This window comes from Paenibacillus sp. FSL L8-0436 (assembly GCF_038593025.1).
In the GTDB taxonomy this organism is placed as follows: domain Bacteria; phylum Bacillota; class Bacilli; order Paenibacillales; family Paenibacillaceae; genus Paenibacillus_AQ.
The window spans coordinates 2821093-2833727 of sequence record NZ_CP151955.1; the positions used below are offsets into that span (position 1 = coordinate 2821093).

Genomic DNA, 12635 nt, shown 5'->3' on the forward strand with positions numbered 1-12635 from the left:
GATCGGGAACCTCTTACTGCGAGCGGACACCGGACCAGAACGTAAGCCCGTCAAGGGGATAATCGGCTCTGCCGGAGGCCCCGGCTGCTGAACTCAAGGAGAGCTGCGTACCGTTTGCCTGAAGCTTGAACAGCTGCTCAATATGATGTATTCCCGCCGGATGGGTTTCCTCATATACGCTCAGGGCAACCCCGGCGGCCACTCTGGCAGTGATTGCGGATTCCCGCATTCCTTCGATACCGGCTTCCATGACTACAGCTTTACCGCCCCGAACACCATAAGCATCGACTTTGACGGCATATTGTTCTGAACCCAGCCGAAGTTTGCCGAAAGCCTGGACCGTGAGCTTGCGGATGACTTTGTTGCGGAAGAGGGCGGTTAAGCCGATTTTTCGCATAAGAGCGATGCCGGAGGTGGCAGCCCGGGAATCAAAACATAAACGTGTAGCGACAGAAGGGACTTTTAAGGTACAGGGCAGGATCTGCTGATCGGAAAAAGGGAAAAGGTAAGTCTTGCGCGTTCCCGGCGTACCTCCGAAATTCACCTGCTTGCGTTCCGTGAAGCTTCTTGCGGCAACCTTGCGTCCTTGCTCCACACGCTCAAAGGCAGAGCCGAGACTATCAACCGTCCATTCCAGGGCAGCTTGGCCGTGACTGTCGCCTAGACCCAGCATGATGGAGATATCGACGCGCTCACGTGTATCCAGTTCATTCACCGCTTTGAGGGATAGCAGATTGGTTAAGCCGGGAGCAAGCCCCACGCTTAGAACAGCCGTGCCCTTGAGCCCGGCTGCTGTGTCCCCCAGGCTCTGAAGCAGCCGGAAGTATTCCCCATTTGCCGACACATCGACATAATGGGTTCCGCTGCGCAGACAAGCCTCCGCAAACGAGGTATCCTGCTGATCCAGGCACATGACCACCAGCTTGGTCCGCTTCAGCAGTTCTCCATCTATCGCTTCTCCCACACTAAGCCGCAGCGGCTTCACTTTGCCGTCTGTCGTCCTGCAGAATTGTTCCGCACGTTCCAGGCTTCGTCCCGCCGCATATACCACTCCAGGATGCTGTTCTCCCAGAAGCCGGCAAATTTCTGCGCCGACATGGCCATACCCGCCGACAACCACTATATCTGTTTTCATTTCGCAACCTCTTTTCCGTGCTTCACAGCGAACCAGCCATCAATCAGATAGGAGCTGAAAAAGCGGGTGACACCGGAGAACCCGCTGCTTGCGAGCAACGCTAGAAGTTCATGTTCCGGAATGGGGAAGGAGGTTTCACCGATGGAATGCTCGAACCATTCGCATTCCTGCCCGGAAATCCCGCCTGCCAGCATGTGGTTTTTCCATGCCTTTAGCGGCAAGGACCCGGGGATAGAACGGACGTCCCCGCTTAAGGTTGCCACAACCAGTATCGCCCCCTCCTGAAGCCGGCTATGGATTTCTTCCAGCATCCGCTGCTTCTGTCCGGTTTCCTTGACAAAGTGAAGCACCAGCATGCATGTGGCGGCGTCAAACAGCTTGTTCTTGTCCAGTTCATCAACCGTGCTTTGCTGGAAAGTGATTTCAGCGGCCAGCTCCGTGCGCTGCATCCGCTGCCGGGCAAGCTCAAGCATCGCCGTTGACAGATCAATGCCTGTGAGCCGCCAGTGCACATGCTGTGCGCCGAGGGTTATCAATTCTTGTCCGCCTCCGGCCCCGACAATCAGCAGGTCTGCCGGAGTTTTACCGCTGAGGTGTGCACTCAGCAATTGCTCCATGATGTCATAGAGTAGAGGATACCCCGGTATTTTTGCAGCGATTGTTGTCTCGTAATGCTGAACATCGGGATGCTCCCAGTCTCTGGCATGATGTAATTGTTTCTCTTGCATGATATCTGCTCCTGTCTCTATAGCTTGAATGTGAGTTCTCCTGATATATAATAAGAATTATTACTAATTATCAGGATTAAACACGGAATAGGCTATCCCACATATGTGGGATTTGGAAAGGACATCAGGATGAGCGAGGTTCTAAAAGGCTTGAGGATGCTGGAAATCAACCGGCAGGAGATGAGGATGACATCTCCGCAATACAGGGAGGCGGTAATCTCCAAGCTGCGGCAGTACATTCCGTTTACCGCTGCCTGCTGCACTACCGTGGACCCGCATACGCTGCTGTCCACCGGGGCGATCACAGAGCAGGGTCTTGAGGATCTGCACCCGCAGCTGTTTGAATATGAATATCTGCATGAGGATTATATGAAATATGAGCAGTTGGCCGCTGCGGCAGTGCCGGTCGCCTGTTTAAGTGGTGTAACGGAAGGGCAGCCCGGGCGGAGTGAACGTTACCGCAACGTACTCCAGCCTGCGGGCCTGGGAGACGAGCTCCGGGCTGCGCTGGTTGAAGGCGGTGGCTGCTGGGGATTCTTAACCTTGTTCCGGTCACAGCACGAACCCCCTTTTCAGGAGCGGGAGTGTGCGGTGATATCATCTGCTGTTCCGCTGATTGCCGGCGCACTCCGCAGCTATGCCTCCGAGCCCCCTCTGGGACGGATGGATACCGCACCGGAGGACAGTGGAATCATGATTCTGACGGACCAGCTGCTTCCGGTCAGCGCAAATAGTGCGGCCCAATATTGGATGAACCGTCTGCAGCAGCTGGAACGGTTGGATCACGGAGTTCTTCCCCGGCCGGTCAACGCCGTATGCCTGCGGGCACTTGGCGAGAATACGGAACCAGGAGGGTTGCCTTCGAAGGCGAAATTATGCCTGCGTGTCGAGGATGGGGCATACTTGACAGTTACGGCCAGCAGGCTTGAAGGAAGCGGCGGGAAGACGGAGCTGGCCGTTGCTTTTGTCTATGCCAAGTCCTCGGAGATCTTCCGGCTGCTGGCCGATGCCTGCCAGCTGACCGCCAGGGAGAAGCAGCTGGCCGAGATGCTGTCCCGGGGATTATCCACGAAGGAGCTGGCAGAGTCGCTGCATATTTCTGCGTACACCGTACAGGATCACCTGAAATCGATCTTCTCCAAGACCGGTGTATCCAGCCGGAGAGCGCTCATCAGCAAGCTGTTCTCACAGGGGATGGAATAGCCGGTAAGCACGCTAAACAGTCCCGATGCTGATACAAGGGGACTGTGTTGGCTTTTATAGGAGCTGCGGGATCTGGGAAGTGGAAGCAGGAGGGGGCCAGTGCTTCTCGCTGCCGGGAAGATCATCGAACCATTCTGCATCCGGTGGACATTCCAGGATCATTAATTTGCCGTACTCCTGCGCTCTGGACTGATGATATTTCAGATAGGCCTTGCCGTCTTCAATCGCCAGTATCTCGATTTTGCCGGAGGAGTGGCTCATGGATAGACGGACTCTTTTACCCAGACCTGAGGTTCTGGCCTTGGCTTCCTCAACAATGTTGTAGACACGCTCCAGCGGCAGAACGAACTCGCGGTTGCCGGCAATGGGCCGGTTCACGAAGAAATAATAGGGAGTGACTCCGGCCCAGGATAGCCGGTCGAGCAGTTCTCCGAGTACCGCCGGATCATCGTTGATGCCTTTCAGCACCGGTGAGCACGCTTTTGTGTGAGCTTAGCTTACCGGACTACTGCGAGGGAGATGGTTGATTTGATCAAAGGGATTATCTTTGATTTTGACGGAACGATTATCGACACGGAAACAGCTTGGTACACCGCTTTTAGCGAAGCCTATGGAGAGCATGGGGTAGACCTGTCGCTGGAACAGTATTCTACTTGCATAGGCACCAGTCTTAACAGTTTTAATCCCTACGAATATTTGATGACTGACCTTAAGCTGCCTATCGACCGGATGACATTCAGAACAGCGGTCCAGCAGAGGCATAGCAAGCTGATGGAGCTGGAACAGATGCGGCCGGGAATTCAGCAATATTTGGATGCTGCCAAGGACGCCGGACTGCGGATTGGCCTTGCTTCCAGCTCCTCTATGGACTGGGTGGAACGGCATTTGGAGCTGCTGGGCATACGCGATTATTTCGAGAGCATCCGCACCTCCGATCATGTAGAGAAGGTGAAGCCTGATCCGGAGTTGTATAACCAGGTCATGTCCTCTCTTGACATTAAACCACATGAGACAGTCGCTATCGAGGATTCGCCAAACGGCGCAAGAGCTGCAGCTGCGGCCGGAATGTTGTGTGTGGTGATCCCGAATGCCATTACCCGCTTTCTTGAATTTGATATGCCGCATCACCAGACCGAAAGCCTAAGTCTTCTTGACTTCGATCACGTGATTTCCCGGAGCTGCTTCGAAATCTCTGATGTGCAGGTATAAATCATTACGATGTACTGATTTTCTGCGTATAACAACTATAATTCGTGAAATTTAATAGAGTTGAATTTACTTAAGGGGGACACCGATTTGAGAGCCGTACATTTTGGAGCGGGCAATATTGGCCGGGGATTTATCGGTCCAGTGCTGTCAGACTCCGGTTATGAGGTTTGTTTTGTCGGAAGAAATAAGCTAAAAATCGCTCAGCTGCAGGAACGGGGGCGCTATCCCGTTACCCTTGCCAATGATGAGCGGGACCGCTTTATTGTGGAGAATGTAACCGCCCTTCATCTGAATGATCAGAAACAGGTAGCTCAAGCTGTAGCAGAGGCTGAGATTGTGACGACAGCGGTCGGACTAACAGCGCTGAAAGACATTGCCGGAGCCATCGCGCAGGGTATCGAGAACAGGCTAAACAGCAACCCCTATCCGAAGCCGCTTCATATTATTGCCTGCGAGAATGGCGTGGGAAGCAGTCAAAAGCTTAAAAATCTGGTCTACCGCCATTTAAAGCAGCCTTTAAAGGGACGTGCAGACCGCTGTGTCGCCTTCCCCGATGTTATGGTGGATCGCATCGTTCCTGTACAGACGCATAAAGATCCGCTGGAAATCGTTGTGGAGCCGTTCAGTGAATGGGTCATTCCCCGCAGCGAATTAATCGCTGATTATACGGAAATCAAAGGCGTCCATTATGTAGACTCCCTCGATTCCTATCTTGAAAGGAAGCTGTTTACAGTGAATACCGGGCATTGCAGCGCAGCGTATTTCGGTTACCTGGAGGGCTGCTCCAGCATTCAGGAGGCGATGTCCGACCCCGGAATTAAGGACCGTGTCCGCGGAGTGCTGCAGGAGACCGGCGCGTTGCTGGTCCATTTATACGGTTTTGATCCTGCGGCGCATGACAGATATATCCATAAGATCATGAACCGGTTCATCAACCCGAACTTCAACGATAAAATATCGCGCGTAGCCCGTTCCCCGCTTCGCAAGCTTTCACCAAATGACCGGTTGCTCCGGCCAGCTATGCTTGCCTATGAGCTTGGTCTAGAGACCTCGTATCTGGTGTCGGCCATAACTTCCGCACTTCTCTATGGCGACCCTAATGATCGGGAAGCCGTGCTTCTACAGGAAGAAATTCGGACTGCCGGTTTAAGCGCAGTGCTTGCCGCCCGGTTAGGGGTTCCAGCCGAACATCCGCTTCACGGCGAAATCCTCAAGGCATACCGGAGAGCCTGCTTGAGACATCCTCATATGGCCAGCAGCGGTTTTGAATCCATGGTTCAAATTCTTCGCGGCTAAGCTGTCCAGAAATTCGCATATCAACGGCAGTCCGAGTCATAATGCTTATGCCGGCCTGCCGTTTTAATAAGCGAAAATGGCTTTTGCAGCAATCCCGCATGTGAAAAAAGGACGATATCCCGGGGCCATTCGACCGCTGGATATCGTCCCTTTGAGTACGGCGAAGCCGTTTCCGCTTATGGCAGCAGAGGATTCAGGAAGAGGGCTTGCTGAGTGTAGCAGAGCTTAGCTGATAAATCTGGTCTTCCAGAACCGTACTTGCCTTGCCCAAAAATTGTGTGATGAGTTCAAGCTCTTCTGCCGTATACGAGGAAGCAAGGTTCAGCATTTCCGAGTGAAGCTTGAGGTAGGTGCTGCTTACCTCTTGCTTATTCTCATACAACGGGACAATAATCACTTTGCGGCGGTCATTGGGATCATTTTGCCTGCGGACATACCCGCTTTTTTCAAGCCGGTCAATTAATGCAGTAACACTGCCGGTAGTCAGCCCGGTCAGTTTGGATAGTTCCCCGGCCGTAATGGGACCTTTCTCACGCAGGATATCTACGGATAAAAAATCATTATTGTATAACCCGAGGGAAGCAGCCACGTTCTGCTGATAGATTACCGTTCGGGTTCCCAGGCCACGCATGAGTAGGGTGAGTTGTTCCTGCAGCTCCGTAGGTTGATCTTGTTCATGACTTGACATAAAACAACCCTCCTTCTGGAATGTTAATATCTCGATGGGCCAGATATTACAATCTTAAAATATTTGATGGCATGTAATAAATTAATTTTATTCTATCGAAACCATTGATATTTTGCAAAACAAGTTCAAAATAGTGTGGACCAAAGTGATTGGAACAACGGTCCGGTCGCGGAGCATTCGCACCAAGTGCATATGTCTATCCTGTTCACCAAACGAGGGGTGTCCCAAGCTGCCATTTCATGGCTAATGGGATGTCTCTTTTTGTTTGGTGAAATTAATCAACTATATCATGAACTGAAGAACTACCTAAATAGATTGAACTTGAGAATTACATTTAGGAATAAGTGGCGGAGGGGGGGTTGGAACTGTAGGAGCGATAGCGACCGCCTTTGTCTCCGGATTTCAACTGCAAGTAGCGGTATAAATCAAGAAATCGGGAGAAGGGCAGCGGCCGGAAGTCCAAACATTCTCTGTAGTCACAGCCAATCCCAAAATAGAAGAATTATAAGTTCAACATATATTGATAGATTAAAGCTTGACGTTTAACACAATAGTGAAATAAAGTATTAAAAGAAACTAAATATCAGTTTAAATAAAGTTTCAAATATATCAAAAGGAGCAATTGAATATGGGACAGATGATCCGAGGATTTGCCGAGCTAAGCCCGGAGCAATATGTCGAAGCAGGAGGTAAGGGAGCGATGCTCTCCAGAATGCTTCAGGCGGGCTATCCTGTGCCGGAGGGATTTGTTGTCTTTCCTTCGGCCTTTGAAGGCGATAAATTAAAGGAAGAGGCTTGGACTGAAAGTGCAGCCAGGTTGCGGAAAATCCGCATGTCACATAAGAATCCACGATTTGCAGTCAGATCTTCGGCCTTAAGTGAAGATTCGGCTGAGGCATCATTTGCCGGGGAGTTCGAAACGGTGCTGAACATGGAGACAGACGAACAGATTCGTGAAGCGATGTACACGGTCTATCAATCAAAGGATAGCGAACGGGTTCAAGTCTACAGCTCCATGCAGGACATGGACTCCTCCCATAAGGTTGCCATTGTCGTGCAGCTGATGATTCACTCGGAAATCTCCGGAGTCCTGTTCACCGCCGACCCCATTACAGGCAGCCGCACGGTTCTTCCGGGGAATTATGTCTATGGGCTGGGAGAGCAGTTAGTTTCAGGCGAGAGCGATGCATATTCCTTCACGCTGGCAAGGAACCGGGGCAGATATGAAGGCCCGGGTGATTTCAAGCGGTATGCAGCCAAGTTATACCGGTACGCATGCCGGCTGGAGAAGGAGCTGGGAGCTCCCCAAGATATCGAGTGGGCGGTTGCAAAGGGGCGGGTCTACCTCCTGCAGACGAGACCGGTTACGACCTTGAACCCGGGAAACCGCAATACCTTCGAGATCAACGACTCGCTCGCCGGTGATTTTCTCTGGACCAATACCAATGTGGGCGAATCCATCTCCGGTGTCTTAACACCTCTGACCTGGTCTATCCTGCGCTCCTTGGATGAAGAGTACAATATTATTCCGGGACATTATGTGATGTCCGGCAATATTTGCGGAAGGGTGTACACTAATGTTAGTCTTTCCTTATCAATGTTCTCGGGATTTGGACTGAACACCAAGTCGATATGGAAGAAAATGAGCCGGGTGTTTGGAGAGCTTCCTGAAGGCATGGTACTGCCGGTATATCCATTTACCAAACGGGAGCTCCTCAAGACAGTGCTTCCCAAGATGACGCACAGTATGAAACAAACTCGCAAGACCGTTAGAACCCTTCCGCAGTTCCTGGAAGATTCACCGGAGTGGTGCAGACGGCTGACAACCAGACTCCAAGCCGCAACAACCCGCAAGGAACTGCTGTCGCTCTGGAGGCAGGAGCTGTGGCCGCAGAATGTCACGGCGCTGTGGTCGGCGCTGGAAGCGCCCTCTGCCCATATGCAGAAGTTTGAGAAGCTGCATAAGCAGCTCCGCGAGGCAGTCGGAGAAGAAAAGGCCAATATGCTGCTGTCCAACGCCGGAGAAGCCGCCCAGCTGGAAAGCCTGGGACCGCTGATCGGAATATCCAGAGTAATAAAGGGAGAAATGAGCAGGAAGGAATACCTTATGAAGTATGGCCACCGGGGACCGAATGAAATGGAATTATCGTATCCTGACCCGGGAGAAGATGACACGTGGCTGGACAAGCAGATCGCTGAGTTCCGCAAGGCCCCTATGGATGTGGAGGACATCCTGCAGAGACAGCGGGTCCGGAGCGGAGAAGCCTTGAAGGCGTTCGAACGGCAGTATCCGGCAAAGGCTAAGCGGATTGGCCGGCGGATAGAGGAAGCCTCGGAGGGCCCGCGCCTGCGGGAAGCCGTCCGTTCCGAATGGACCCGAACGATGCGGGTGAACCGCGCATTTGCGCTTAAAGCGGGTGAGCTTGCTGGAATTGGAGAGGATGTCTTTTTTCTTTATCTGGATGAGGTTATGGATTGGCTTGCCACAGGCAATCTGGCTGCTGTACAATATTTCTCTGCGCGTAAGCAAACGTATGCAAGGTATCAGTCATTGCCGCCGCTGCCCTCGATGCTGCGGGGACGTTTCGAACCGTTCAAGTGGGCGAAGGACCCGCATCGGCGGCTGGATTACTACGATGCTTCCCAACCGTTCCCCTTATCTGAACACCCTCATGCCGAAAGGCTGAAGGGGTCTGCCGGAGCCGCTGGAAGGATTGAAGGGCGGGTGCGTGTACTGTCCAAACCGGAAGAGGGAGAGCAGTTTCAAGCCGGTGAAATTCTGGTCGCTTCAACGATCAATGTGGGCTGGACGACGCTGTTTCCGAGAGCTGCGGCCATTATAACCGATATCGGTGCGCCGTTGTCGCACGCGGCTATCGTAGCCAGAGAATTGGGTATCCCTGCTGTTGTTGGCTGCGGCAGCGCGACAGCAAGGCTGAAGACCGGCGACCGTGTTATTGTGGACGGGGGACAGGGAGTAGTAGAACTTATTGTGAACTGACGTACGGAAATAAGGGAAGCATTCATTACAGGTTAATTCTAACAGGACAGGATGTGTGTACTATGTCTACAGGCGGGAAACGAAACATGGGATTGCGTGAACGTAAAAAGGCGAAGTCCATGGCAGAGGTTCAACGGCATGCCCTGCGGCTGTTCCGTGAGCAAGGCTATAAGTCAACCACTGTGGAACAGATTGCCGAAGCTGCTGAAATTTCCTACAGCACTTTTTTTCGCTACTTTTCAAGCAAGGAGGATGTGCTGACACGTGATAATTATGATCCTCTGCTCGTGTCTGCCTTTGAGGCACAGCCGTCCGAACTTAGTCCGCTCCAGGCGCTCAAAAACGCCATGATGTCCGAGGTGCTTGATATGTCTGAAGATGAGCTGGCTACGATGCGCGAACGGAATCAGCTTGTGATTACGATTCCCGAGCTGTGGTCAGCGATGATGAACAGCATGACGCAGATGATGCAGCTGATTGCGGAGATGGTAGCGGGGCGTGTTGGCCGTCAGCCAAATGATCTCGCAGTTCGCACTTTTGCGGGAGCAGTCATCGGTGTGAACATCTCGGTCATGCTCCATTATGCAGAACACCCGGAAGAGGATTTCGCGGCAGTGCTGGATGAAGCGCTGAGCAAGCTGGAGGATGGACTGCCGTTGTAAGTAACTACTTCTATTTAGAGGTACTTTCTTTTTGTGGAGAAGTAGGGTTACACCAAGCCTTTCGGTTTGCCGGAGGGCTGTTAATGTTTTCAAATTAGCTATTGACCCGCCGGTTTATTTCTGTACCGTAAACCGCGTAAACTCAGGTAGAGGATAAGCAACTGTTTATTGTAAAGGAGAGATGAGATGCCGCATTATACAATCCGGCTCATGGAAGAGCAGGATACGCGGGAAATCGTGGAATGGAGATATGAAGCGCCTTTAAGCCGGCAGGGGAGTTCGTAAATAACAATGGAGAACACGAAATGATGTTCTTGTTGATGGAGCGTCCAAGCTGATGCCGAACTGATCAAATCCCTGCAAATTTGCACTAGGGCAAAAAATATGTTCTAATTTTAAGTATATTCTAAACCCCAGCTTTTTTGTTGCATATACTAGTAGTATCCTGATATGAGCATAAGTTGTCCTAGCCAATTTAAAGAGGAGGCGATGGTATGTTTAAGAAATTGCTGAAAAAAGTGATTCATTCCGTTGAGCATTCCCAGCATAAACACTCCAGCAGCAAACGGGGAAGGCAAGGGTATACCCGTCATTCCAGCTCCGATAAGAAAATACAGTATTCCCGTCATTCCAGCAGTGACAGACCGAGATCCCGGGGAGGCTCTTCTTCGGACTACCGTCATGGCAGCGGTCATAAAGGGCATAAATATTATAAGAATAAATACGGCAGCCATTCGAGCTGAGCGGTTAAGACCTCAGCCCAGGGAGACTTGCCGATAGCTCGGAGACAAACTCGGAGGTGCTCTGATAAGGTACACCTTCACCGAGCAACCTGATGAGAATAAGCTCCAGCTGTGGTGAGAGCTCAAGCTCCTCCATCCAGCTGCCTTCAGCTGCACCGGATGTGGGGCTGAAACGGGAGTAGAGCATGAACAGCATCAGATGTCCGATATCAAATAGATCACCTTGTATGGTTGCAGGCTTCGACGGCGTTACGCTGTTGAAGCCTGTTTGTGTTTGCTGCCGGGCTGCTGTGTCATTGCCGCCGATCGGTGCAGCTAATCCGAAGTCGATCAAATAGAGATCTTCACCCCGCATAATCACATTTGGAATACGGATATCCAGATGAACAAAACCCTTTGAGTGAACATATTGCACACGTTCCATAAGCGCCAGTGTCCACTTCACCGTGTCCTGCTCTCCGAAAGTCCGGCTGTCTGCAAAGATCAGATCCTCTAACGTTTTGCCCTCCACATAATCGGTCACCAGCCAATAGGAGCGGTTCTCGCTGAAATAATCGCGGCAGGCCGGGATGAAGGGATGCTCCAGCTGTGAAATGACCTCCCGTTCCCAGGCCAGCATCTTTTGCCCGATTCCTTTCTTGCTCGGCTTGGCCTGCTTCACAGCTACAATCTGCTGCTCCTGTTCGTCGATACACCGGTAGGTAATTCCGTAGCTGCCAACGCCAATCTGCGCTATAATTCTGTACCGTTTGCCGATAAAACAGCCTTTCTCCAGCGGATAGTCCGCCCATGCCTGCAGGAAGCTTTTTAGATATTTAAACACTTTGACGTTACCTCGTCTTCTTCATTTCTCATGATTTATAAATTATATCATTGGCCTTGGGGCATCTGCCATTGCTGTTCACCGTCGAAAGTGATGTGGAATACAATCTTACGCTGGAGGTCTCGGGAAGGCAGTGTAGAGCATTCTACTGGGGATATGATTCTCAAAACAGTTAATATGCAGGAAGTGAGCGTTGCTGCTGAGATTGTTTTGGAAGGATTGGCCGACAAGAGACTGAGTATAGAAGTGTACGAAATGTCGGGACATCAGCCGGAGGACGAAAACAGCTTCGAGCGTCCCATGCTTGTCTCCCCGAAACAGAAGGCCTTGCAGACAGAGGGCAGCAGCTTTGCTTATGAGTTTCCGAAGCAGTCGGTGGCAGTGATGAGACTCCGATAACCAACCTTGTATAGCTGAGAATAGACCAAAGCGCTTGGCTTCCCGGGAAGCAGGCGCTTTCTGCTGTTTTATCCGCTCTTTTGCACTGGTGTTAGGGGACGGGCCCTGCGGATTTCACCCGAAACTGGCTTGGGGTAAGCCCGACGAACTTCTTAAACTGCCGCATAAAATGCACGCTGTTCTCATAGCCGCAAGCGGAAGCAATATGGCTTACCGGGTAGGAAGTGTTCTCCAGCAAATACGAAGCGTACCCTAGCCTGTTGTAAATGACGTCAACCATGACCGGAATTCCGAAGATCTGCTTGTACATATGCTGGAAATGCGACCGGCTGAGCCGCAGCTTCTCTGCAAGCTGATCCACGGTAAACCAAATCCAGGTTCCGGATCAGCGTGTCAAACGGAAGATTCAGCTGACTGAAGAAATCCTCGGCGTCCTCCATTTCAAAGTGGAACCAATCATGGATTATCGGACATCCGGCCCCCCGGTAGAACTGAAGGCTGCTTTTCTTGTAGATAATGTAGGTGTTTTTGTCGGCGATGATCGTTTGGCCCTGTAGCTGTATCTCCATGGTGCTGCGGAACATTAAAAACAGATAATCCCCCGAGCCATGGGGACGGTCTATCGTGAACCCTTCGGGATGGATGACGTTAAGGGTCAAGTGAAAAATACATGTGAGATTAACAGATAATAAGTTAGTAAAGGAGATAAAAGTATGAGAGTGTTCATCCGGGATTCTGAATGGAAGCA

12 protein-coding genes and 1 pseudogene are annotated in these 12635 nt (G+C 51.5%); 7 read left to right on the top strand and 6 right to left on the bottom strand.

Annotated elements, in window-relative coordinates:
- Positions 1–13: 13 nt before the first annotated feature.
- Both NSS79_RS12785 and NSS79_RS12790 read right to left on the bottom strand, forming a co-directional pair.
- Complete coding sequence (locus NSS79_RS12785; RefSeq protein ID WP_342439630.1) at positions 14–1135, bottom strand: saccharopine dehydrogenase NADP-binding domain-containing protein; 1122 nt, start codon at positions 1133–1135, stop codon at positions 14–16.
- Positions 1132–1863, bottom strand: coding sequence for a methyltransferase (locus NSS79_RS12790; RefSeq protein WP_342439631.1), 732 nt, complete (start codon positions 1861–1863; stop codon positions 1132–1134). Before NSS79_RS12790 ends, NSS79_RS12785 begins: the two co-directional genes overlap by 4 nt.
- 129 nt (positions 1864–1992) lie before the next feature.
- Here NSS79_RS12790 and NSS79_RS12795 point away from each other — a divergent pair, with 129 nt between their 5' ends.
- Positions 1993–3066: a helix-turn-helix transcriptional regulator gene (locus NSS79_RS12795; RefSeq protein WP_342439632.1), complete on the top strand. Its 1074-nt coding sequence runs from the start codon at positions 1993–1995 to the stop codon at positions 3064–3066.
- Between the two features lie 54 nt (positions 3067–3120).
- On the opposite strand, the pseudogene NSS79_RS12800 reads toward NSS79_RS12795, so the two are convergent.
- Positions 3121–3540: pseudogene (locus NSS79_RS12800) on the bottom strand (KamA family radical SAM protein); the annotation flags it as partial.
- A gap of 54 nt (positions 3541–3594) precedes the next feature.
- On the opposite strand from NSS79_RS12800, the gene NSS79_RS12805 reads away from it, so the two are divergent.
- Positions 3595–4275 carry an HAD-IA family hydrolase gene (locus NSS79_RS12805; RefSeq protein ID WP_342439633.1) on the top strand — a complete coding sequence of 227 codons (681 nt, stop codon included), beginning with the start codon at positions 3595–3597 and terminating at the stop codon, positions 4273–4275.
- 87 nt (positions 4276–4362) lie between these two features.
- Positions 4363–5571, top strand: a complete 1209-nt coding sequence (locus tag NSS79_RS12810; RefSeq protein ID WP_342439634.1) for a mannitol-1-phosphate 5-dehydrogenase — start codon at positions 4363–4365, stop codon at positions 5569–5571.
- A gap of 193 nt (positions 5572–5764) precedes the next feature.
- Here NSS79_RS12810 and NSS79_RS12815 read toward each other — a convergent pair whose 3' ends face one another.
- Positions 5765–6259 (bottom strand): MarR family transcriptional regulator, encoded by a 495-nt coding sequence (locus tag NSS79_RS12815; RefSeq protein ID WP_342439635.1) that lies wholly within the window; start codon positions 6257–6259, stop codon positions 5765–5767.
- 628 nt (positions 6260–6887) lie between these two features.
- Here NSS79_RS12815 and NSS79_RS12820 point away from each other — a divergent pair.
- The 3 genes from NSS79_RS12820 to NSS79_RS12830 all read left to right on the top strand — a co-directional run bounded on the left by NSS79_RS12820 (position 6888) and on the right by NSS79_RS12830 (position 10665).
- Positions 6888–9260 (top strand): PEP/pyruvate-binding domain-containing protein, encoded by a 2373-nt coding sequence (locus NSS79_RS12820; protein WP_342439636.1) that lies wholly within the window; start codon positions 6888–6890, stop codon positions 9258–9260.
- 62 nt (positions 9261–9322) lie between these two features.
- Entirely contained in the window at positions 9323–9922 is a 600-nt protein-coding gene (locus NSS79_RS12825) for a TetR family transcriptional regulator (RefSeq protein WP_342439637.1), read from the top strand.
- 494 nt (positions 9923–10416) lie between these two features.
- Positions 10417–10665 carry a hypothetical protein gene (locus tag NSS79_RS12830; RefSeq protein ID WP_342439638.1) on the top strand — a complete coding sequence of 83 codons (249 nt, stop codon included), beginning with the start codon at positions 10417–10419 and terminating at the stop codon, positions 10663–10665.
- Positions 10666–10669: 4 nt separating this feature from the next.
- On the opposite strand, the gene NSS79_RS12835 is transcribed toward NSS79_RS12830, so the two are convergent.
- Positions 10670–11488, bottom strand: coding sequence for a protein kinase (locus tag NSS79_RS12835; protein ID WP_342439639.1), 819 nt, complete (start codon positions 11486–11488; stop codon positions 10670–10672).
- Between the two features lie 156 nt (positions 11489–11644).
- On the opposite strand from NSS79_RS12835, the gene NSS79_RS12840 reads away from it, so the two are divergent.
- Positions 11645–11887 carry an alpha-L-arabinofuranosidase C-terminal domain-containing protein gene (locus NSS79_RS12840; protein WP_342439640.1) on the top strand — a complete coding sequence of 81 codons (243 nt, stop codon included), beginning with the start codon at positions 11645–11647 and terminating at the stop codon, positions 11885–11887.
- Positions 11888–11978: 91 nt separating this feature from the next.
- On the opposite strand, the gene NSS79_RS12845 is transcribed toward NSS79_RS12840, so the two are convergent.
- A complete protein-coding gene (locus tag NSS79_RS12845; RefSeq protein ID WP_342439641.1) occupies positions 11979–12248 on the bottom strand; it encodes an AraC family transcriptional regulator in 270 nt (89 codons plus the stop codon).
- Between the last annotated feature and the right edge of the window lie 387 nt (positions 12249–12635).